Raw genomic sequence first — 20,800 nt, 5'->3', positions numbered from 1 at the left:
TGGAACCGTGGAGCGGCCACAGCCTCCGCAGAACGGCTACAGCTTCTCGACCGGCGCGTACCGCAGCAGCAGACGCTTCGGCTTCGGGTCGCCGAAGTCGATCGTGGCCTCCGCCTTGTCGCCCGAGCCCGACACGCCCACGACCGTGCCGAGACCGAACTGGTCGTGCGTGACGCGGTCGCCGACGCCGAGGGCCACCACCGGCTTGTCGCCCGCGCGGCGCGTGGCGAAGGCCGGCGTCGAGCCCGTGCGGGAGCGCGAGGACGACAGGGACGCCGCGATGCCGCCACCGATGCTCTTGGTCGAGGCCGCCGGCGTCGAAGGACCGGTGCGCTTCCAGTCCAGGTGGGTGGCCGGGATCTCCTCAAGGAAGCGGGAGGGCGGGTTGTACGAGGGCTGGCCCCAGGCGCTGCGCATGGAGGCGCGCGTCAGGTAGAGGCGCTGGCGGGCGCGGGTGATGCCCACGTACGCGAGGCGCCGCTCCTCCTCCAGCTCCTTGGTCTGGCCGAGGGAGCGCATGTGCGGGAAGACGCCGTCCTCCAGGCCGGTCAGGAAGACGACCGGGAACTCCAGGCCCTTGGCCGTGTGCAGGGTCATCAGGGTGATGACCCCGTCGCTGTTCTCCTCGTCGTCCGGGATCTGGTCGGAGTCGGCAACGAGGGCGACGCGCTCCAGGAAGTCGGAGAGGCCTCCGCCGCCCGTCTCGGAGTCGCCCCCCTCTCCCGAAGCGGACTCCTGCTCGAACTCCAGGGCCACCGCGGCGAGTTCCTGAAGGTTCTCGATGCGGGTCTCGTCCTGCGGGTCGGTGGAGGCCTGCAGTTCGGCGAGGTATCCGGTGCGCTCCAGGACGGCCTCCAGGACCGTGGCCGGGCCCGCGCCGGACTCCACGATCGTGTGCAGGTCCTCCATCAGCGTGTTGAACCGCTTCACGGCGTTCGCCGAGCGGGCCGCCATCCCGTACGCCTCGTCGACGCGGCGCAGCGCCTGCGGGAAGGAGATCTTCTCTCGCTGGGAGAGGGCGTCGATCATCGCCTCGGCGCGGTCGCCGATGCCGCGCTTGGGGACATTGAGGATGCGGCGCAGCGGCACCGAGTCCTCGGGGTTGGAGAGCACGCGCAGGTAGGCCAGGACGTCCCTGACCTCCTTGCGCTCGTAGAAGCGGACGCCGCCGACGACCTTGTAGGGCAGTCCGGTGCGGATGAAGATCTCTTCGAAGACACGGGACTGCGCGTTGGTCCGGTAGAAGACCGCGACGTCGCCCGCCAGCGCGTCGCCCGCGTCGGTGAGCCGGTCGATCTCGTCGGCGATGAACTGGGCCTCGTCGTGCTCGGTGTCCGCGACGTAGCCGGTGATCTGGGCGCCGGGGCCCTCGTTGGTCCACAGGTTCTTGGGGCGGCGCGACTCGTTGCGCTCGATGACCGCGTTGGCCGCGCTCAGGATCGTCTGCGTGGAGCGGTAGTTCTGCTCCAGCAGGATCGTCTTCGCGTTGGAGTAGTCGTCCTCGAAGTCGAGGATGTTGCGGATCGTGGCGCCGCGGAACGCGTAGATCGACTGGTCCGCGTCACCCACGACGCACAGCTCGGCCGGGTCGGCGCCCTCGCCCTCGGTGGGGCCGACCAGCTCGCGCACGAGCGCGTACTGCGCGTGGTTCGTGTCCTGGTACTCGTCGACGAGGACGTGGCGGAAGCGGCGGCGGTAGTGCTCGGCGATGTCCGGGAACGCCCGCAGCATGTTCACCGTCATCATGATCAGGTCGTCGAAGTCCAGCGCGTTCGCCTCGCGCAGGCGCGCCTGGTACATCGCGTAGGCCTGGGCGAGGGTCTTCTCGAAGCCGTCGGCCGCGGTCGCCGCGAAGTCCTCCTCGTCGATCAGCTCGTTCTTGAGGTTGCTGATCTTGGCGGTGAAGGACTTCGGCGGGAACTTCTTCGGGTCCAGGTCGAGGTCGCGGCAGACGAGGGCCATCAGGCGCTTGCTGTCGGCGGCGTCGTAGATCGAGAAGGAGGACGTGAAGCCGAGCTTCTTCGACTCGCGGCGCAGTATCCGGACGCAGGCGCTGTGGAACGTGGACACCCACATCGCGCCCGCCCGCGGGCCCACGAGGTCCTCGACGCGCTCCTTCATCTCGCCCGCGGCCTTGTTCGTGAACGTGATCGCGAGGATCTGGCCGGGGTGCACACCGCGCTCGGCGAGCAGGTACGCGATGCGGTGCGTGAGGACGCGGGTCTTGCCGGATCCGGCGCCCGCGACGATGAGCAGCGGGGTGCCGCCGTGCACGACGGCCGCCTGCTGGTTCTCGTTCAGCCCCTCGAGGAGGGAGGCCGCGTTGAGGACCGGGCGCGGGGCGCCGTCCCGGTAGTGCGCGTCCCGGCCCACGGGCGCGCCGAGCTGCCCGCCGAACAAGTCGTCCGGCATCGGCTCCGGGGCCCCGTCGTCGTACTCGGGGTCCGGGGGCGGCGGCGGGGGCTCCTCCGCACCGTTCTTCTGGAGGCCGGTCAGGAAGCTGTCGTCAAAGAGGCTGCTCATCGCTCTACGAGTCTAGGCCGCCCCACTGACAACCCGTGGCTGCCTTCGGAACTCCAAGTTCCCGCCAGAGGGCAGATCACGAAAATGTATCGGGCATTTCGAACATCAACCTTCACAGCAGCCACACGAGTTGGCTACGGTGCAGCCGGGCAGCCCGTCCCCCCGCCCGCGAATGTCGCGGCGAACGGGAAGCCCCCGCCGAGTCCCGTACGCCGCGAGGCAGGGAACCGGGGACCCAACCGACCTTGGGGTGAATCGGTCAGCCGACCGTAGGGCAGCCTTCCGCGCACCACGCCCGAACCCGACAGCTAACTCGGTAGGCGGACGACGGAAGGAGTCGCCTGCCTTGGCGTCGCACCGCAAGTCCCGCAGTCGGTCCCGGATGACCGGCGGCCTTCGTACGACCCCCGCGGTCGGGATCACCACCGCCGCCCTCACCTCCGTGGCGCTGCTCTCGCAGTCGGCTCAGGCCGCGCCCGCGCAGCCGGCGAAGCCGAGCCTCGAAGAGGTCCAGAAGAAGGTCGACACCCTGTACCGCCAGGCCGAGGTCGCCACCCAGAAGTACAACGGGGCCAAGGAACAGACGGACTCCAAGAAGCAGCAGGTCGACAAGCTCCTCGACGATGTCGCGCAGCGCACCGAGGACATGAACACGGCCCGCCAGAAGCTCGGCAGGTACGCCGCCGAGCAGTACCGCTCGGGCGCGGTCAGCGACACCGCGACGATGTTCCTCGCGGACAATCCGGAGGACTACTTCTCGCAGCGCCAGCTGATGAGCCGGCTGACCGACGAGCAGAAGAAGTCGGTCGACGACTATCAGGCGCAGGCGCGCGAGACGGCGGAGAAGCGCAACGAGGCGCAGTCGAGCCTCAAGGACCTCACCGCGTCGCAGACCGAGCTGAGGTCGACGAAGGAGACCGTGCAGACGAAGCTCTCCGACGCGCGCAAGCTGCTGTCCAAGCTGACCGCCGAGGAGAAGGCGCGGCTCGCCGCGATCCAGAAGGCGAAGGAGGAGGCGGCCCGCAAGAAGGCCGCCGAGCTGGCCGCCAAGCAGAAGGCGGCGGAGGCGGCGAAGGAGCGGGCGGCCGAGAAGGCGCGCCAGCAGGAGCAGGCGTCCGGTTCCTCCTCCGGTTCGTCGTCCGGCTCCTCCTCCGGTTCCTCGGACGCCTCGTACGCGGCGAAGGCCGCGCAGGCCCTCGCCTTCGCCAAGGCGCAGGAGGGCAAGCCGTACGTGTGGGGCGCCACGGGCCCGGACTCGTACGACTGCTCGGGCCTGACGCAGGCGGCGTGGAAGTCCGCGGGGATCTCGCTGCCCCGGACGACCTGGGACCAGGTCGAGATCGGCAAGACGGTGCCGCTCTCCGACATCCAACCCGGTGACCTGGTGTTCTTCTACGACGACATCAGCCACGTGGGCCTCTACCTCGGCGACGGCATGATGGTTCACGCGCCGAAGCCGGGCGCGGTCGTGCGCGAGGAGTCGATCTACTACGACGGCACGTCGTCGATCCACAGCGTGGTGCGGCCGGCCTGACGTACGTACACGAAAGGGCCCGGCAGGTCGCTCCTGCCGGGCCCTCTTGCGTGCGTACGGTCGCGGTCGCTCAGGTCCAGAGCACCGCGATGAAGATGTTGACCACGGTCAGCGCGCCGACCGTGATGAAGAGACCCTTCTCCGCCTTCTCCTCGTCCCGCTTCACGTAGACGATCCCGAGGATCACGATCAGGAGCGCGAGCTTCACACCGATCTTGATGTTGTTCACGGTGGAGCCGTCCGCCTGGTTGAGCCCCACCAGGGCGACGCCGGTCACCAGCATGGTCAGGGCACCGTGCAGCATCGCCTTGTTGAAGCGGGCCGTGCCGTCCTTCATCGCCGACATCTGCGTGAGGAAGCCGCCGAGCAGCGAGGCGATGCCGATGATGTGCAGGCCGACGAAGAGGTGGATGAGTACGTCCATGATTCCGGAGCCTAACGGGACGCCCCCGAACCACGACGGGCACCCCTTTGCGCCCTTGTTGCCCCTCTTTCAGTCACTCTCCATCGCCCCCCGTAACAAACAGGCCAGTTACGAACATTCCGTCACCAACCCGTTACGCCGAGGTTTAGCGTCCTTGCTCAGGTGACCGGCTCCCCACCGCCGTCCCGGCCAGGGACGGCAGTCGGACACCACCGCCGAGAAAGGTCCGGCGGCGTCCCGCTTCCCCTGTGCGGGCCGCCGCCGGACGCACGCCAGGGGCCGTACGACCCGGACGGCCGCGACGATGGAGGACCACGTGCCGGCAGCGCACCGCAAGCCCCGACCGCGTTCGTTCAGCGGCGGCACAGCCCGCACCGCGGCCACCCTCGCGCTCGCCTCCGCGGCCTCCGCCACCGCCCTCGCCGGCGGGACGGCGCACGCGGATCCCGAGGCGAGCCCCGCCCGGGTGAGGGCGCAGGTCGACAAGCTGTACCGGGAGGCGGAGGTCGCCACCCAGAAGTACAACGGGGCGAAGGAGAAGGCGGACGGGGCGCAGAAGAAGGTGGACGCCCTCCAGGACGAGGCGTCCCGGCGCACCGACGCCCTCAACTCCGAGCGCGAGAAGCTGGGTTCGGTGGCCGCGTCCCAGTACCGCACGGGAGGCGTGGACCCGTCGGTCCAGCTGCTCCTCTCCTCCACGCCCGACGCGTACCTCGACAAGGCGGCGCTCACCGAGCGGATCGGCTCCCGGCAGGCCGCCGCGGTCACCCGCGTACGGGGCGAGCTCCGCGAGATCGACCAGCTGCGCGCCGACGCCAAGGACACGCTCGCCGAATTCCGCGCCAAGAAGGCGGAGCTGGAGCGCAACAAGAAGGAGGTGAAACGAAAACTCGCGGAGGCCCGCCGCCTCCTCGACCGCCTCACCCCCGACGAGCGCAGCCTCGACACGGCGAGCGACGGCCACGCCTCCCGCTCGGCCCCGCGCGGCGACCTCGCCCAGGCGCCCAACGGCCGCGCCAAGGCCGCCATCTCCTTCGCCTACGGCGCACTGGGCAGCCCCTACGTATGGGGCGCCACCGGGCCCTCCGCCTTCGACTGCTCGGGCCTCACGCAGGCCGCGTACAAGGCGGCCGGTGTCTCGATCCCCCGCACGACGTACAGCCAGATCGACGCGGGGCAGCGGATCCCGAAGTCCCAGCTGCAACCCGGTGACCTGGTCTTCTTCTACTCCTCGATCAGCCACGTGGGCCTCTACATCGGGGGCGGCAAGATGATCCACGCCCCGAACCCGAGCGCGCCGGTGCGGGTGGCGCCGATCGACGAGATGCCGTTCGCGGGCGCCACGCGGGTGGCGTGAGCGGTACCCGGTCCGCTCCGTCCGCTCCGTCCGACGGCGCTCACTCCAGGCGCAGCGCGTAGTCGATGCCCTCGTCGGTGCCGGTCTCCAGGCCCTTGCGGTGGGCGGCCTCGTACTCCGCGTCGCCGAGGCTCGCGCGCAGTTGCCGCTCGCGCTCCGCACGGGCCGCGACGAGCACCGGATGCGCCAGACGCTGCCCGCCGATGGAGCGCCACAGGGCGTCGGCTATGCCGAGCAGCCGGGCCGCCTGCTCGGCGTCGGTCAGCACCGAGGCCAGCGTGTCGAGGGCCAGAGCGTTCCCCAGCGGCTCGTTCAACCGGCGCCTGATGCTGAGCGCTTCGCGGGCGTGCCGGACCACGGCGGCCGGGTCGCCCGTGCCCTGCGCTGCGCCGGCCAGCAGATAGTGGGCGATCCCGCGCAGCCACAGCTCGCCGCGGCCCTCGCACTCGTCGAGCAGAGCGGCGGCAAGGTACGCGGCCCGGGTGAACTCGCCCAGGTGGAGATGGGAGAAGGCCAGCGCTGCGGCGGTCACAAGCCGGACGGTGAGGGACCTGCCGTGCGGGGGCAGGTCGTCCATCCCGCCGAAGAGCGGAACGGCCTGGCCCGGGCGGCCCGCGAGCGCCAGCCGGGTCCCCTGGAGGTAGCGCACGGCGGCCGGCGCCGCCCTGCCGTCCAGCGCGTCCAGCATGGCCGCACACGTGGCGCCCGCCTCCGTGGCCACCGGCTGGTCGCCCTGCACGACGGCGACGGTCCCCAGGGCCCACAGCGCCCAGAACCGCTCGGGCCCCGCAGGCGGGGCCGGTTCCTTGGCCAGGGCCAGTTCCAGGTAGTGGCGGCCCTCGCGCTGGAAGCCGCAGCAGAACCAGAAGAACCACAGGTCCCCCGCCATCTCCAGGGCCGGGCGCGGGTCCTTCTCCGTGACGCAGCGCTCCAGCGCCTTGCGCAGATTGGCGTGTTCGGCGACGGAGCGCTCGTACCACGCGAGCTGCCGGGGGCTCAGCCACTCGTTGCGGCCGGCGCGGGCCAGCCAGCGGTAGTAGCGCCCGTGCCGCTCCGACAGGCGCGACTCCTCGCCGAGCGCGGCCAGCCACTCCTGGCCGAACTCGCGGATCGTGTCCAGCATCGCGAAGCGCGGTCCGCGGGGCGTCTCGGTGCGCTGCAGCACCGACTTGTCCGTCAGCGAGTGCAGCAGACCCGCCACGCGGTAACTGGTCAACGGGCCGCCGCAGCAGACCCATTCGGCCGCCTCCTGCTCGAACCCGTCGGCGAACACCGAGAGTCGGGCCCAGGCGAGCCGCTCCTGCTGGGTGCAGAGTTCGTGGCTCCAGCCGATCGCCGTGCGCAGCGTCTGGTGCCGGGGTTCGTCCGCGCCGCTCGGGGAGCGGTCGGTGGTGAGCGTCTCGAAGCGGGCGTTCAGCCGCCCGCCGAGCTCGTGCAGGGACATCTCCTGCAACCGGGCCGCGGCCAGTTCGATCGCGAGCGGAATGCCTTCGAGGCACGCGCAGATCTCGGCGACCACCGCGCCGTCCCCGGCCGCGCTGATCGCCTGGCGCGCGACCGGGGCCGCGCGCTCCATGAACAGCACCGCCGCGTCGGCGGGCGCCGCCCCGTCGTCCGGGTGCGCCGCGGTGACGGGCAGCGGCGACACCGTCAGCGTGTGCTCGCGCGGCGCCTTGAGGGGGCAGCGGCTGGTGGCCAGGATGTGCACGCCGGGGGCCGCGGCCAGCAGCGTGCAGGCCAACTCCGCGCTCGCGGACGCCAGATGCTCGCAGCAGTCCAGGATCAGCAGGAGCCGCTTGTCGGCCAGCCAGTCGGCCACCACCTCGACGGCGGGCCGGTGGGTCTGGTCGGCGAGGCCGAGTGCCTCGTACACGGCGAGCGGGATCGAGGTCTCCTCCGCGAGCGGGGACAGCTCGACGAGCCACACGCCGTCCGGGAACGCGGCCCGGGCCTCGGCGCTCGCGCGGCGGGCCAGGCGGGTCTTCCCCACACCGCCCACCCCGGTCAGGGTCACCAGCCGCTCCTCCGCCACCAGCTGTGCCAGAGCGACCAGTTCGCTCTCCCGGCCGACGAAGCTCGTCGTCTCGGGCAGCAGGTTGCCCGCGCTTCCGCCCTGTCCGGAACTCCAGCCCTGCGGGGTCCGTCCCATGGCACTCCCCCCATCCGGGTGCTCCACCGCGTGTGCGTGAGTCTGCCGCGCCGGTGCCGTGTCGACCCCGCGATGCCAGCAGCTGCCCGGTTCTTCCAGAAGGGCGCTCACATGGCCGTAGCACCCGGCCCCTCCCGGACATCTACCGAACGGATTCGATCGGACTGCCCAGGCCGCATAGGTGCTCGGGCATGGTTGCTTTCCGTCGTCGCAGCGCAGGGGAGGCACGGACCCATGGCTGTCCGCAGGTGGTCGCGGAGGGAGCGGGCGCTCCCCCGGGCCGGGCAGGGCCGACTGCTCCCGGCGCTGGCGGCGAGCACGCTCGTCGCCGCGCTCGACGCGGTCGGCAACAGTACGTCACCGGGAGCGGCCGCCCTGCTGATCGGGCCCCTGCTGGCCTGCCTCCAAGTGAACGCGCGGCGCACGGCGGCGGCCGCCGTCTGGTCGCTGCTGCTCGCCGTCGCGGCGAGCGCCGCGCACAGCCCCCTGAGGGATCCGGCGTTCGCGGTGGATGTGCTGATCCTGGCGGTGGGCAGTGTGCTCGCCGTGCGCGGTGCGGCCCTGCGCACGGCCACCGCCGACGCGCTGGCCCACGCCACCGACGTGGCCCGCCTGTCGCAGAAGGCGATCCTGCGCCCGGTGGCCGCGCAGCTCGGCGGTGTCGACGTCTGCACCCGGCACCACTCCCCCGTGGCGGGGGCCTCCGTCGGTGGCGACCTGTACGACATCGTCTCCACCCCGTACGGGACACGGCTGCTCATCGGGGACGTGCGCGGCCACAACCTGACCGCCCTCGGCACCACCGTGGCGACCATCCGGGCCTTCCGCGACCTGGCCTATCTCACCCCCGGCCTCGCCGATCTGGCCCGGGCCATGGACGCCCGGCTCTGCCCGACCCTGGGGCCCGAGGACTTCGTCACCGCCGTGCTCGCGGAGTTCTCCCCCGGCGAGGTCCGTATCGTCAACTGCGGCCATCCGGCGCCGGTTCGCGTCGGCAGGCGGACCAGGCTGCTCGAACCCCCGGAGCCCGCCACGCCCTTGGGACTGCACCCGCAGCCCCGGCCGCACCGCGCCTACCTTCAGCCCGAGGACCGGCTGCTGTTCTACACCGACGGCCTGAGCGAGGCCCGCGACGCGCACGGCACCGACTTCCCGCTGCTGGACCGGGTCGGCGCCGCACTGGCCGCGCCCTCCTGCTCCGACGCCCTGGACACCCTGTACGACATGGTGACCACGCACACGGGCGGCCCGCCGGTCGACGACGTGGCCCTCATCGTGTGCGGGCCGACGGCCGGTGCGCCGACGCCTTCGCCCGCCGCCCGCTGAGGGCCGGTCCGGGGCTCAGGCGGGCTTCTCCCACACGGACACGTGGCCGCGGCTCTCGCTCGTGAACGGCTCCCTGGTCCACCCGGCCCACCGCTCGCTCGGCCGCAGCCCCGCGATCCGCGCCATCAGATCGAGCTCGGCGGGCCAGACGTAGCGGAAGGGGATGGTCCAGTACGAGGCCTCGCCCGTCGTCGGGTCCACGTCCACGTAGTTGGAGCTCATGGCCTGCGTCGCCACGTCGTAGCGGTCGAACGCCCAGCGGGTGTCGGTCACTTCGAACGGCACGGCGTCCTGCCCGTACGGCAGCCGCCGCAGGTCCGGCATGCCGACCTCGATGACGAAGCGGCCACCGGGGGCGAGATGAGCGGCGGCGTTGCGGAAGCAGTCGACCTGGGCGTCCTGCGTGGTCAGATTGCCGATGGTGTTGAAGACGAGGTACGCGAGGGTGAAGTCGGTGCGGGCGGCGGTGGCCGTGGCGACGTCACCGATCGTGACCGGGATGTCGGCGCCGCCCGGCTTGGCGCGCAGCCGCTCCACCATCGCCCGCGACAGGTCGATGCCGTGCACCTCGACGCCGCGCCCGGCGAGCGGCAGGGCGACCCGGCCGGTGCCGATCGCGAACTCCAGCGCGGCCCCGTCGCCCGCGAGTCCGGCGAGGAAGTCGACCGTGGGGTCGAGGACCTCGGCGCTGAACATGGGGTCGCCGGGCTTGTCGTACCCGGCGGCAATGGCCTGCGGGAAGTAGCCGTCGGGGTCGTCTGTCGTCACGTGGCTCGGCCTCCTGGTCGGGTGTGGTCCGCCGTGGTCCGCGAGGGCGTCGCCGCCCGGCGTCAGTCCGCCCGCCCCGTGAGCGCCACCGTCACGCCCAGGCCCACCATCGCGAGGCCGCCCGTGCCGCCGACCGCCGCGAGGCGGCGCGGGGAGCGGGCGAACCAGGTGCGGGCCGTGGACGCGGCCAGGCCCCACAGGCTGTCGGAGGCGATCGCGATGACGTTGAACACCAGGCCGAGGAGCAGCATTTGGAGCACCGTGTGCCCGGCCTCCCGGTCGACGAACTGGGGCAGCACCGCCGCGAAGAAGATGATCGTCTTGGGGTTGGCCACGCCGACCGCGAAGCCCTCCCAGAGCGTGCGCAGGGTGCCCCCGCGGCCCGCCTCGCCCCGCTCCTCCTCGAACACGGCGCGCAGCGAACGCCGTTGACGGAACGCCTTGACGCCCAGGTAGACCAGATACGCCGCGCCCACCAGCTTCAGCGTCATGAAGACGGCCACCGAGCGTTCGACGAGCGAGCCGATGCCGAGGGCGACGGCGATCACGAGGACGTACGCCCCGAGCGTGTTTCCCGCGACCGTCGTCAGCGCCGCGCGGCGGCCCTGCGCGAGGGCGCGGCCGACGACGAAGATGACGCTCGGTCCGGGGACGACGATCAGCAGGAAGGACATCGCCGCGAAGGCGAGGAGTCGGTCGGCGGACATCATGGCGTCCATTGAGGCATGCGCGACGCCGTCCGCCCAAGCGGTTTTCCGACCGGCCGACCGGGTCTCAGACCAGCCGTCGCGCCGTCGCCCACCGGGTCAGCTCGTGCCGGTTGGAGAGCTGGAGCTTGCGCAGCACCGCCGAGACGTGCGACTCCACCGTCTTCACCGAGATGAACAGCTGCTTGGCGATCTCCTTGTACGCGTAACCGCGCGCGATGAGGCGCAGCACCTCGCGCTCGCGCTGCGTGAGGCGGTCCAGGTCCTCGTCCACCGGGGGCGCGTCCGTCGAGGCGAAGGCGTCGAGGACGAAGCCGGCGAGGCGCGGCGAGAACACCGCGTCGCCCTCCTGGACGCGGAAGATCGAGTCGACGAGGTCCGTGCCGGTGATCGTCTTCGTGACGTAGCCGCGGGCGCCGCCACGGATCACACCGATCACGTCCTCCGCCGCGTCCGAGACCGACAGGGCGAGGAAGCGCACCGGGTTCTCGGCGTCGGCCATCATCTGGGCGCTGCGGCGCAGCACTTCGACGCCTCCGCCGCCGGGCAGGTGCACGTCGAGGAGGACCACCTCGGGCCGCGTCGCCGTGATCACCGTGATCGCCTGGTCGACGTCGGCGGCCTCGCCGACCACCTCGACGCCCGTCTCCTCGGTGCGGCCGATCTCCGCCTGGACACCGGTGCGGAACATCCGGTGGTCGTCGACCAGGACCACCCGTACCCGTCGCGTCTGAGCTGCCTCGTCGGTCATGACGTCCCTTCCGCCCTCTTCATGGTCAGTTCGACCTCCGTGCCGCCGTCCGGCACCGCCCGCAGCCGGGCCGTCCCGCCGTTGCGCTCCATCCGGCCGATGATCGATTCTCTTACGCCCATGCGGTCGGGCGGGATGGAGTCGAGGTCGAAACCGGGGCCGCGGTCGCGTACGGAGACGAAGACCTCGTCGCCCTCGACTTCCGCGAACACCTGGACGGCGCCGCCCTCGCCACCGTACTTGGCGGCGTTCACCATCGCTTCCCTCGCGGCCTGCATCTGCGCGGACAGCTTCTCGTCCAGCGGGCAGTCGCCCACCACGACGACCTCCAGCGGGACGCCGTGCTTGTCCTCGACCTCGGCCGCGCCCCGCTTCACGGCCTCCGCCACCGTCTCCGGTTCCTGCGGGTTCTCCGCGGCGGCCGGTTTGTAGAGCCACGCGCGCAGGTCGCGTTCCTGGGCGCGGGCGAGGCGGCGCACCTCGGCGGGGCTGTCCGCGTTGCGCTGGATCAGGGTGAGGGTGTGCAGGACCGAGTCGTGCACATGGGCCGCGACCTCCGCCCGCTCCTGCGCGCGGATGCGCATCAGGCGCTCCTCGGAGAGGTCCTGCGTCATGCGGATCAGATAGGGGCCCGCGAGGAGCGCGATGCCGACGAGGACGGCGAGCGCCGCCTGGAGGATCGGGCCGAGGTGCTCGGTGGCGCCCTGCGTGACGAAGATGCCGGTGACACCGACGCCGACGAGCAGCACCCCGGAGGCCGCGCGGGCCAGGCTCAGCGTGCGCCTGCGGCGGCCGACCTCCATCCAGCGGGCCCGGCGCGCGTTGTCGGCCTGCCGCCACACCAGGGCGACACCGGCGCCGACGAGGACGACGGGGATGACGTACGTCTTCGTGTTCCGCGTGAGGTTCACGTTCTCCACGAAGATCATCGCTACGACGACCATCAGGAGCAGGGCGAGGATCTGGCCCTTGTCCGGCCTGCGCGTCACCAGCCTGCGGCGGCCGTCGGGGGACGTCTCCGTGCTGAGGACGGGCGGCCGGTCGGCGCCCACGCCGCCGACGCCCAGCGGCACGAAGAACCAGAACGCCGCGTACAGCAGCGCCCCGAGCCCGTCCGCCATGAACAGGCCCACGAAGACCAGGCGCACCCAGATCACCGGCAGCCCGAGGTGCCCCGCGAGGCCCCGCGCCACTCCGCCGAGCCAGCGTCCGTCGCTGCTGCGGTAGAGCTTGCGCGGCGGCCGCGGGTCGTCTCGGTTCTCGGCGAGAGGGGCGGGCGCTGCTTCCGGCATGCCACCGATCGTCACATGCGGTGGGGGGACGGGCATCAGGGTCGGCCCCGGATACTTCCCTGATCTTCGCGCCCGGCGCCGTCGCCGGGGGCGGCGCGGGGGCCTCAGGGGTGATCTCAGGGTTCGGCCAGGGTTGTCCCGACTGCCGCGGACGGGCCCCGGCCGTCACGATGGACGTATGACGGAGCAGCCCCCGAACGCCACGGACACCGTGCCGCCCGAACCGCCCCCGGCCAAGCCGCTGCGCGGCTTCCGCAGGGACCGGCGGTACAAGACGCTGGGCGGCGTGTGCGCGGGGCTCGGCCGGCACTGCGACATGGACCCGGTGATCTTCCGCATCGGCCTCGCGGTCCTCTCGGTGACCGGCGGCGTCGGGCTGATCTTCTACGGCTTCGCGTGGCTGTTCGCCCCGTACGACGACGAGGACGAGAACGAGTTCCGCAAGCTCCTCACGGGGCGGGTGGACGGGCCCGGTCTGGCCGCGATCGTCACGGCGCTCGTCGGCTGCGGCGTGTTCCTCTCCATGCTCAACAACGGCGGCGCGCTGACCTTCGCCGTCGTGCTCGCCCTGCTGCTCGCGGGGGCCGGCTACTGGTCGCAGGCGCGGCGCACCGCCGCCCCCGACCCCGTGGCCGCCCAGGCCGTCGCGGACGCGCCGCCGGAGGCGCAGGCGCCGCCGGTCGGGCACGCGCCGTCGTGGTGGCGCGACCCGATCGTCAAGGACGGCACGCACGTGGGCGGCACCGGCTACCTGTGGGGCCCGCCCGACGCCGAGGGGGAGCAGGCGGCGCGGCGCGGTCCCGGAGCGGCGGGGAAGGCCGCCCCGCCCCGGCCGCGGGGGCCGCGCGGCATCGGCGGGCTCACCTTCCTCGGCGCGCTGATCGCCGGGGGCATCGGCACCGCCGCGACGTGGGACGAGCGCACCTTCGCCGCCAGCGTGCAGACCGGACTCGCCTGCGCGCTCGCCGTGTTCGGCCTGGGCATCGCGGTGAGCTGCTTCCGCGGCCGCACCGGCGTCGGCTCGATCTTCCTCGCGCTGATCACGGCGGGGCTGCTGACGGCGTCCGCCGCGCTGCCCGCGAACATCAGCACGCAGTGGGCCCGCACCGACTGGTCCCCGGCGCGCGCGGCGGATCTGCGGCCGCGCTACGAACTGGGCTCGGGCGTCGGCACGCTCGACCTGTCGAAGGTGTCGGTGGGAGACGGGAAGACCCTGACCACGCGGGTCGAGGTGGGTGCGGGCAAGGCGCGGATCGTGCTGCCCGAGAACGGTACGGTGCGGCTGCGCGCGGAGGTCGGCGTCGGGGACATCACCCTCCCCGGCGACCCGTCCCGCGACGTGGACGTCCGCCCGGACCAGAAGCAGACCGTCACGCTCGCCCCGGCGGGCGGCAAGAACGACAAGGCCTCCGGCACGATCGAGCTGCGCGTCGAAGTGGGCCTCGGACAGGTGGAGGTGGACCGTGCGGCGTGAATTCCACCCGGGCCGGCTGGTCGCGGGCCTGGTCCTGATGACGACGGCGGTCGTCTACTTCGGCGACGCCGGGGGCGCGTGGCACGTCCCGTGGTTCGTGGGGATCCCGCTGGTGTGCGGCGGCCTGTGCCTGGCGGCGCTCGTCGGCATGGTGCGGCGGCTGGTGACGTCGAGCCCGGGCAAATCAAGCCCGGGCAATTCAAGCCCCTGCGGCGATTGAGCAGCGGGGTCCGGGGCAGCGCCCCGCGACCGCAACACCATCCGCCGCACGACCACCCGCCGCAACACCATCCGCCTCAAAACTCGGACGCCCTGAGCCCCCGCCCCCGCCACCACGCATCGACCGACCACACCGCCGCCCCCGCCAGCACCAACGGCAACCACGCCATCAGATACGCCAGATCGTTCCCCAGGTAGTACGGCTCCGTCGCCCAGCTCACCGTCAGCCACAGGCTCAGCGAGATCAGCGCACCGCCGACCGCCGCGAGCCGCGCGAGGACGCCGAGGAGCGTGCCGATGCCGACGGCCAGCTCGCCGAAGGCGATCGCGTAGCCGAATCCGGCCGGGGACTTCAGGGCGAGGTCGACGAGTTCGGGGATCGCGGAGGTGTCCCGCACGCCCCGCATCTGCTCGCCGATCGAACCGGCCCCGCCGGACCGGAAGAACGCGCTGTCGGTGAGCTTGTCGAGTCCCGCGTAGATGAACGTGATGCCGAGGAAGATGCGCAGCGGCACCAGGGCGTACCGCTGCGCGGTGGCGCGCCAGTCGCCGGGTGGCCGGCCGTAGTCCGTGGTCCGGTCGGATCGCATGCTGTGCGTCATGGCCGTTCCGCCGCCTCTCGCGCCTGGTGTCTTTACCCGACCATACGTACGGCAACCCGCCACGGCTCAGCACCAGAGCCGTTCGGCCGCCTCAGTCGACGACGTCGATGCCGCACCGGTTCGTCTCGACACCCGCCGCCGTGATCACCTGCACCTCGACCCGGCCGGGCTCCACGTCCACCGGTACGGGCACGGTGAGCAGTGCGTCGGTCGGGTTGGTGAAGCCGCCGGGGACCGGGACGAGCGGCACATGGACGTGGACCGGGCCGATGCGCACGGCGACCCGCGCGAGCTGGTCGACGGTGCCCGCGCCGGGCGGCACGAACCCGGCGCCGCGGATCTCGACGTCGTCGCCGGTGCGGATCGGCGCGTCCAGGTCGCCGGCCTCCCGCGCCCGCACCACGGAGTGGATCACCGGGCGGCCGCCCTCCGCGTACTTGCCGACGAGGTACGTCGCCGCGGACACGGCCACCAGCACCGCGAGGGACCAGGGCAGGTCGGGCAGCCGGTCGGGGCGGCGGGCGAGGCGGACGACCGCCCAGCCGACGACGACCGCGCCCACGGCGACGTACTGGAGGTCGGTGAAGCTGCCGCGCCCCGCGTCGTCGGTGAGCAGGTCGGCGGCGCGCGGGCGCGGTGCCCGCAGTTTCTGCAGCCGCTGCCCGGCGACCCGGACGCCCACCACGCGCCGCACCAGCACGGCGACCGCGCACACCACCGCGATCACCGTCAACAGACCGGCGGCGCGCGCGAGTTCGAGCCCGTCGATCAGCGCGTCACGGCGTGCGGGGTCCGCCGCGAGCGCCAGTTCACCGGCGAGGACGAGGACCGCGTACAGCGTCGGCAGGAGCACGCCGCAGGCCACCGCACGCGAGGTCGACAGGCGGTTGTCCTCGCCGATCACGGGCGCGAGCACGCCGCCGCGCGGCCGGTGCAGACCTCCGGCCGCGGTGAGCAGCCCGCCGGTCACGAGCGCGGCCACGAACCCCGCCGTGCGGGCGGCGGTCCAGCCACCGCCGATCGCGGTGAGCGCCTGGCCGAGCAGCAGCGCACCGACGCCGCCCCACACCACGTACAGGGTGCGCGGCCACAGTCCCCCGAACCAGGCCGCGCTCTCCTCGCGGCCGCGGTCGGCCACCGCCCTTGCGGACTGGGTGAGTTCGTCGGAGATCCACTGCCGTGACGCCCCGGCCGAGTGGGCGACGGCGGCGGGCAGCCCCTGCCCGGCCGCCAACTCGTCCCGCTTCGCGGCGAAGCGGGCGACGGCCCTTCGATGCCCCTCGCGTGCGCCCCGCGGACAGTCACCGCAGGCGCATCCGCCCTCGTGCGCCGTACGCCCGTCCCGCGCTTCCTGCACCGCCACTGCCTGCCGCCCCACACCCGTCGGTCAACTTCCGTGCACTGAGGGGGAATTGTGCCGCACACCAGGGGTGTGACGTCGCACAGGCTCACCCCTCAAGGGTGAATGGCTTTCTCCCGCATTGACCGAACTGTTGACGTCGCTGCGAGAATTTCCGTATGGCCGAGATCATCCAGCGTGACGGAACCTGGGCCTTCGACGGGACCACGGTCCGCATCACCCCGGGTCTGCACCGTTCGGTCGCCCTGCTGCGGCAGACGTACGGCGAGATCGACGTGCCGCTCACCGCCGTCTCCGGCGTCGCCTACGAGCCCGAGCGCAGACGCGGCCGCCTCCGCCTCACCCTGCGCGACGCCGCGGACCCGCTGCTCCAGGCCACCGGCGGCCGCCTCCCGGACACCGCCGACCCCTACCGGCTCACCGTCGACGCGGACCGCTCCGGCGTCGCCGAGTACCTCGCCGAGGAGATCCGCCAGGCCCTGCTGCTGGAACAACTCCCGCCGGGGCCCGCCGAGTCGTACCTCGTCCCCGGCCCCGCCGTGCCGGTCTCGGTGCGCTCCAGCGACGGACTCGTCTCCTTCGACGGCAGCCGCGTCCGCATCGACTGGAGCGAGACCTCGGACCGGGTGAAGCGCTCGACCGGCCCCCGCATCATCGCGCTCGACGACCTCGACGAGGTGGAGTGGGTCCCCAACTCCGGTTACGAGGACGGGGTGCTGCGCTTCGTCCCCAAGGGCTCCCCTTACTCCAAGCTGCCGCCCGAGAAGGACCCGTACGCCCTCGACCTGTGGGGCAACTCCCGCAAGGACCTGCTGACCGCCCTCGTCGCCGCGGCCGTCACGGCCCGCCTCCCGCACCCCTCCGCGCCCCGCGGCACTCCCCCGCTGCTGCCGCGCCAGGTGGACCACGACGTACTGCTGCGGCGGCTGCGGGAGCTGGGCGAGCTGCACCGCGAGGACGTGCTCACGGACGAGGAGTTCGCGCTGACGAAGCGGGTGGTGCTGCGCGACTTCCGCTGACCACCCGCCACGCGAAGAGGGCTACGCCAGCAGGTCCGGCTCGCTGCGCGTGATGTCCTGCCACAGGCTCTGGTAGTTGATCCAGCCCACGAGGTCGCTGCCCGTCTGCTCGCGGGTCGCCACCGCCTGCCGCCGGTCGATCAGCACCGGCCGCCCCGCCGCGCGCGCCGCAAGCTGCACCTCGCAGGCCCGCTCCAGGGCGATGAACCACCAGGCCGCCGCGTCCACCGTGTCGCCCACCGTGAGCAGCCCGTGGTTGCGCAGCACGAGCGCCTTGTACGAACCGAGGGCGACGGCGATCCGCTTGCCCTCCTCCGGGTCCACGCCGACGCCCGTGTACTCGTCGAGCAGTGCGTGGTCCTCGTAGAACGCACAGGCCTCCTGCGTGATCGGCTCGACCAGCTCACCGAGGGCGGCCACGGCGCGGCCGTACGTGGAGTGGCAGTGCGCGACCGCGACCACCTCGGGGCGGGCCCGGTGCACCGCGGCGTGCGTGGTGAAGGCGGCCTGGTTGACGTGGTGGCGGCCCTCGACGACCTGCCCGTCCCCGTTGGCGAGGACGAGGTCGCCGACCGTGATGTGCTTGAAGGGCACGCCGAACGGATTGACCCAGTAGCAGTCGTCGTACTCCGGGTCGCGGGCGGTGATGTGCCCGGAGACCCCTTCCTCGTACCCGAGCCGCCCGAAGATCCGCAGCGCGCCGGCGAGCCTCTCCTTGCGGTGCCTGCGCTCGTCTGCGTACGTCTCGTGCACCGGCGGCAGCGCGAAGTGGAGCTGGTCGGTCGGTATCGGGGCGGGGTTCTGCGTCGACATGGTGCGGAAGGTACCTCCGTGCCCCGCAAGGTGACAGGGCCGAGGTGTGAAAAGAATGCGGCGAAACGTGCGGGGATACCGGACACAGGACGTCGGGATTCCGGGCGAGACTCCCTCCATGACGTCGAATGCGGCCACCTGGGCCACCTTCACCGCAGCCGAACCGGCCCTCGCCAAGACGGTCCAGGACCGCTTCGGCCGGCATGTGCACCACGTCCTGGCCACGCTCCGCAAGGACGGTTCGCCGCGCACCAGCGGCCTCGAAGTCCGTTTCCTCAACGGGGAGTTCTGGCTCGGCATGATGCCCGGCTCGCTCAAGGCCCGCGATCTGCTGCGCGATCCGCGGTTCGCGGTGCAGGCCAATCCGGGCGAGGGCACGACCATGGACGGCGGGGACGTGCGGATCAGCGGCCGGGCGCTGCTCGTCGAGGACCCGGCGAGCATCACCCGCTACACCGATCAGGTCCCCGTCCCCGACCCGGCCGACTTCCACCTCTTCCGCACCGAACTGACCGAGGTCACCAGGACGTTCGTCGAGGACGACAAGTACCTCGTGGTGCAGGTGTGGACGCCGGGCGAGCCGGTCAGGACGGCGAAGCGGGCCTGACACACGTGAAGGGCGCCGCACACCGTGAGGCGTGCGGCGCCCTTCATCGGACCGCTGTGGGGACTACTCCCACTCGATGGTGCCCGGCGGCTTGCTCGTCACGTCGAGCACGACGCGGTTGACGTCCTTGACCTCGTTCGTGATCCGCGTGGAGATCTTCGCGAGCACGTCGTACGGCATCCGCGTCCAGTCCGCCGTCATGGCGTCCTCGGAGGAGACGGGGCGCAGGACGATCGGGTGGCCGTAGGTGCGGCCGTCGCCCTGGACGCCGACGCTGCGGACGTCCGCGAGCAGGACGACCGGGCACTGCCAGATCTCCCGGTCGAGGCCGGCCGTGGTCAGCTCCTCGCGGGCGATGGCGTCGGCCTCGCGGAGCAGGTCGAGGCGGTCCTTGGTGACCTCGCCGACGATGCGGATGCCGAGGCCGGGGCCGGGGAACGGCTGGCGCTGGACGATCTCGTCCGGCAGGCCCAGCTCGGCGCCGACCATCCGGACCTCGTCCTTGAACAGCTGGCGCAGCGGCTCGACGAGCTCGAACTCGATGTCGTCGGGGAGCCCGCCGACGTTGTGGTGCGACTTGATGTTCGCGGTGCCGGTGCCGCCGCCGGACTCGACGACGTCCGGGTACAGCGTGCCCTGCACGAGGTAGGCGACCTCGGGGCCGTCCTCCTGGAGGATCTCCAGCTGGGCCTGTTCGAAGACGCGGATGAACTCGCGGCCGATGATCTTCCGCTTCTCCTCGGGGTCGGAGACCCCGGCGAGCGCGTTCAGGAAGCGCTCGGAGGCGTCGACGACCTTGAGGTTCGCGCCGGTCGCGGCCACGAAGTCCTTCTCGACCTGCTCGGTCTCGCCCTTGCGCATCAGGCCGTGGTCGACGTACACGCAGGTCAGCTGGGAGCCGATGGCCTTCTGGACCAGGGCCGCGGCGACCGCGGAGTCCACGCCGCCGGACAGACCGCAGATCGCGCGCTTGTCGCCGACCTGGGCGCGGATCGCGGCGACCTGCTCCTCGATGACGCTGCCGGTCGTCCAGCTCGGCTCGATGCCGGCGCCGCGGTACAGGAAGTGCTCCAGGACCTGCTGGCCGTGCGTCGAGTGCATGACCTCGGGGTGGTACTGGACCCCGTACAGCTTCTTCGCGTCGTTCTCGAAGGCGGCGACCGGTACGACGTCCGTGGACGCGGTGACGGTGAAGCCCTCGGGCGCCGCGGAGCAGGCGTCGCCGTGCGACATCCACACGGGCTGCTCGGCCGGGGTGCCCTCGAAGAGCGTCGAGTCGGCCTTCGACACGGTCAGCGGGGTGCGGCCGTACTCGCGGGCGCCGTTGTCGTCGACGGTGCCGCCGAGGGCCGTCGCCATCAGCTGGAAGCCGTAGCACATGCCGAAGACGGGGACGCCGGCCTCGAAGATCGCGCGGTCCAGGCTCGGGGCGCCCTCCGCGTAGACCGACGAGGGACCGCCGGAGAGGATGATCGCCGCCGGGTTCTTGGCGAGCATCTCGTCGACCGGCATGGTGCTCGGGACGATCTCGCTGTAGACCCGGGCCTCACGGACGCGGCGGGCGATGAGCTGGGCGTACTGCGCACCGAAGTCGACGACCAGGACGGTGTCGGGGGCGGCGGCAGCGGAAGTCGCTGATGACACGGGTTGCCTTCCGGCGGCGTAGCAGGGGGTCGTGGGGCCGATTCTACCGGGTACGTCACCTGTGGTCGGCGTCACGGGGCTCCGCCCCGGACCCCGCCGCTCAATCGCCGCAGGGGCTCTCCCTGTGGCTATACTCGCTCCCATGTTCTCGCTCACGACCTTCGTCTTTACCTATGGCAGCCGGCCCGCCGGGTGCCATGGTCGTGTTGCTTGAGCCACTGACAAGCGACT

General features: G+C 72.1%; 18 protein-coding genes and 1 riboswitch. Of the genes, 7 read left to right on the top strand and 11 right to left on the bottom strand.

The genetic code is table 11. The annotated features are described in order from the left end of the window. Window positions 1–36: 36 nt before the first annotated feature. Complete coding sequence (gene pcrA, locus ACY34M_RS08730) at window positions 37–2,523, bottom strand: DNA helicase PcrA (RefSeq protein WP_462716175.1); 2,487 nt, start codon at window positions 2,521–2,523, stop codon at window positions 37–39. Window positions 2,524–2,709: 186 nt separating this feature from the next. Continuing rightward, window positions 2,710–2,861, top strand: a riboswitch (cyclic di-AMP (ydaO/yuaA leader). 8 nt (window positions 2,862–2,869) lie between these two features. Here pcrA and ACY34M_RS08725 point away from each other — a divergent pair. Then, window positions 2,870–4,057, top strand: a complete 1,188-nt coding sequence (locus ACY34M_RS08725) for a C40 family peptidase (protein ID WP_462716176.1) — start codon at window positions 2,870–2,872, stop codon at window positions 4,055–4,057. Window positions 4,058–4,127: 70 nt separating this feature from the next. Here the strand turns inward: ACY34M_RS08725 and ACY34M_RS08720 are convergent, their stop codons facing one another. Beyond that, window positions 4,128–4,481: a hypothetical protein gene (locus ACY34M_RS08720; protein WP_462716177.1), complete on the bottom strand. Its 354-nt coding sequence runs from the start codon at window positions 4,479–4,481 to the stop codon at window positions 4,128–4,130. Between the two features lie 304 nt (window positions 4,482–4,785). On the opposite strand from ACY34M_RS08720, the gene ACY34M_RS08715 reads away from it, so the two are divergent. After that, entirely contained in the window at window positions 4,786–5,838 is a 1,053-nt protein-coding gene (locus tag ACY34M_RS08715) for a C40 family peptidase (protein WP_462716178.1), read from the top strand. Window positions 5,839–5,878: 40 nt separating this feature from the next. Here the strand turns inward: ACY34M_RS08715 and ACY34M_RS08710 are convergent, their stop codons facing one another. After that, complete coding sequence (locus ACY34M_RS08710; RefSeq protein WP_462716179.1) at window positions 5,879–7,987, bottom strand: ATP-binding protein; 2,109 nt, start codon at window positions 7,985–7,987, stop codon at window positions 5,879–5,881. A 234-nt stretch (window positions 7,988–8,221) separates the two neighbouring features. Here ACY34M_RS08710 and ACY34M_RS08705 point away from each other — a divergent pair, with 234 nt between their 5' ends. Then, window positions 8,222–9,313, top strand: coding sequence for a PP2C family protein-serine/threonine phosphatase (locus tag ACY34M_RS08705; RefSeq protein WP_462716180.1), 1,092 nt, complete (start codon window positions 8,222–8,224; stop codon window positions 9,311–9,313). Window positions 9,314–9,328: 15 nt separating this feature from the next. Here ACY34M_RS08705 and ACY34M_RS08700 read toward each other — a convergent pair whose 3' ends face one another. From ACY34M_RS08700 to ACY34M_RS08685, 4 genes are all read right to left on the bottom strand, one after another. Further along, window positions 9,329–10,009, bottom strand: coding sequence for a class I SAM-dependent DNA methyltransferase (locus tag ACY34M_RS08700; RefSeq protein WP_462716602.1), 681 nt, complete (start codon window positions 10,007–10,009; stop codon window positions 9,329–9,331). A gap of 134 nt (window positions 10,010–10,143) precedes the next feature. After that, complete coding sequence (locus ACY34M_RS08695) at window positions 10,144–10,791, bottom strand: LysE family translocator (RefSeq protein ID WP_462716181.1); 648 nt, start codon at window positions 10,789–10,791, stop codon at window positions 10,144–10,146. 64 nt (window positions 10,792–10,855) lie between these two features. Continuing rightward, window positions 10,856–11,539 (bottom strand): LuxR C-terminal-related transcriptional regulator, encoded by a 684-nt coding sequence (locus ACY34M_RS08690; protein ID WP_462716182.1) that lies wholly within the window; start codon window positions 11,537–11,539, stop codon window positions 10,856–10,858. Beyond that, on the bottom strand, window positions 11,536–12,831 hold the full coding sequence (locus ACY34M_RS08685) for an ATP-binding protein (RefSeq protein WP_462716183.1): 1,296 nt from the start codon (window positions 12,829–12,831) through the stop codon (window positions 11,536–11,538). The genes ACY34M_RS08690 and ACY34M_RS08685 overlap by 4 nt, the downstream gene beginning before the upstream one ends. Before the next feature lie 178 nt (window positions 12,832–13,009). On the opposite strand from ACY34M_RS08685, the gene ACY34M_RS08680 reads away from it, so the two are divergent. Continuing rightward, on the top strand, window positions 13,010–14,305 hold the full coding sequence (locus tag ACY34M_RS08680) for a PspC domain-containing protein (RefSeq protein WP_462716184.1): 1,296 nt from the start codon (window positions 13,010–13,012) through the stop codon (window positions 14,303–14,305). Continuing rightward, window positions 14,295–14,525: a hypothetical protein gene (locus ACY34M_RS08675; protein ID WP_462716185.1), complete on the top strand. Its 231-nt coding sequence runs from the start codon at window positions 14,295–14,297 to the stop codon at window positions 14,523–14,525. The genes ACY34M_RS08680 and ACY34M_RS08675 overlap by 11 nt, the downstream gene beginning before the upstream one ends. A 76-nt stretch (window positions 14,526–14,601) precedes the next feature. Here ACY34M_RS08675 and ACY34M_RS08670 read toward each other — a convergent pair whose 3' ends face one another. Beyond that, the gene (locus tag ACY34M_RS08670; protein WP_462716186.1) at window positions 14,602–15,126 is read right to left on the bottom strand and encodes a DoxX family protein; all 525 of its coding nucleotides are present in this window, start codon (window positions 15,124–15,126) and stop codon (window positions 14,602–14,604) included. A 91-nt stretch (window positions 15,127–15,217) separates the two neighbouring features. Then, a complete protein-coding gene (locus ACY34M_RS08665) occupies window positions 15,218–16,489 on the bottom strand; it encodes a hypothetical protein (protein ID WP_462716187.1) in 1,272 nt (423 codons plus the stop codon). Between the two features lie 155 nt (window positions 16,490–16,644). On the opposite strand from ACY34M_RS08665, the gene ACY34M_RS08660 reads away from it, so the two are divergent. Beyond that, window positions 16,645–17,505, top strand: a complete 861-nt coding sequence (locus ACY34M_RS08660) for a DUF4429 domain-containing protein (RefSeq protein ID WP_462716188.1) — start codon at window positions 16,645–16,647, stop codon at window positions 17,503–17,505. Between the two features lie 21 nt (window positions 17,506–17,526). On the opposite strand, the gene ACY34M_RS08655 is transcribed toward ACY34M_RS08660, so the two are convergent. Beyond that, window positions 17,527–18,318 carry a class II aldolase/adducin family protein gene (locus tag ACY34M_RS08655; protein ID WP_462716189.1) on the bottom strand — a complete coding sequence of 264 codons (792 nt, stop codon included), beginning with the start codon at window positions 18,316–18,318 and terminating at the stop codon, window positions 17,527–17,529. 118 nt (window positions 18,319–18,436) lie between these two features. Here ACY34M_RS08655 and ACY34M_RS08650 point away from each other — a divergent pair, with 118 nt between their 5' ends. Next, a complete protein-coding gene (locus ACY34M_RS08650) occupies window positions 18,437–18,925 on the top strand; it encodes a pyridoxamine 5'-phosphate oxidase family protein (protein ID WP_462716190.1) in 489 nt (162 codons plus the stop codon). Window positions 18,926–18,988: 63 nt separating this feature from the next. On the opposite strand, the gene guaA is transcribed toward ACY34M_RS08650, so the two are convergent. Further along, window positions 18,989–20,569, bottom strand: a complete 1,581-nt coding sequence (gene guaA, locus ACY34M_RS08645) for a glutamine-hydrolyzing GMP synthase (protein ID WP_462716191.1) — start codon at window positions 20,567–20,569, stop codon at window positions 18,989–18,991. Between the last annotated feature and the right edge of the window lie 231 nt (window positions 20,570–20,800).

The organism is Streptomyces sp. EDA2-14, assembly GCF_054963755.1.
Note: the sequence above shows the minus strand (reverse complement) of the source record. Positions and strands in the feature narration are given on the sequence as shown.

Excerpts from the sequence above, each read along its gene's own strand:
- pcrA (WP_462716175.1), bottom strand. The coding sequence starts at position 2,523 with ATGAGCAGCCTCTTTGACGACAGCTTCCTGACCGGCCTCCAGAAGAAC.
- ACY34M_RS08720 (WP_462716177.1), bottom strand. The coding sequence starts at position 4,481 with ATGGACGTACTCATCCACCTCTTCGTCGGCCTGCACATCATCGGCATC.
- ACY34M_RS08715 (WP_462716178.1), top strand. The coding sequence starts at position 4,786 with ATGGAGGACCACGTGCCGGCAGCGCACCGCAAGCCCCGACCGCGTTCG.
- ACY34M_RS08710 (WP_462716179.1), bottom strand. The coding sequence starts at position 7,987 with ATGGGACGGACCCCGCAGGGCTGGAGTTCCGGACAGGGCGGAAGCGCG.
- ACY34M_RS08705 (WP_462716180.1), top strand. The coding sequence starts at position 8,222 with ATGGCTGTCCGCAGGTGGTCGCGGAGGGAGCGGGCGCTCCCCCGGGCC.
- ACY34M_RS08700 (WP_462716602.1), bottom strand. The coding sequence starts at position 10,009 with ATGTTCAGCGCCGAGGTCCTCGACCCCACGGTCGACTTCCTCGCCGGA.
- ACY34M_RS08695 (WP_462716181.1), bottom strand. The coding sequence starts at position 10,791 with ATGATGTCCGCCGACCGACTCCTCGCCTTCGCGGCGATGTCCTTCCTG.
- ACY34M_RS08690 (WP_462716182.1), bottom strand. The coding sequence starts at position 11,539 with ATGACCGACGAGGCAGCTCAGACGCGACGGGTACGGGTGGTCCTGGTC.
- ACY34M_RS08685 (WP_462716183.1), bottom strand. The coding sequence starts at position 12,831 with ATGCCGGAAGCAGCGCCCGCCCCTCTCGCCGAGAACCGAGACGACCCG.
- ACY34M_RS08680 (WP_462716184.1), top strand. The coding sequence starts at position 13,010 with ATGACGGAGCAGCCCCCGAACGCCACGGACACCGTGCCGCCCGAACCG.
- ACY34M_RS08670 (WP_462716186.1), bottom strand. The coding sequence starts at position 15,126 with ATGACGCACAGCATGCGATCCGACCGGACCACGGACTACGGCCGGCCA.
- ACY34M_RS08660 (WP_462716188.1), top strand. The coding sequence starts at position 16,645 with ATGGCCGAGATCATCCAGCGTGACGGAACCTGGGCCTTCGACGGGACC.
- ACY34M_RS08655 (WP_462716189.1), bottom strand. The coding sequence starts at position 18,318 with ATGTCGACGCAGAACCCCGCCCCGATACCGACCGACCAGCTCCACTTC.
- ACY34M_RS08650 (WP_462716190.1), top strand. The coding sequence starts at position 18,437 with ATGACGTCGAATGCGGCCACCTGGGCCACCTTCACCGCAGCCGAACCG.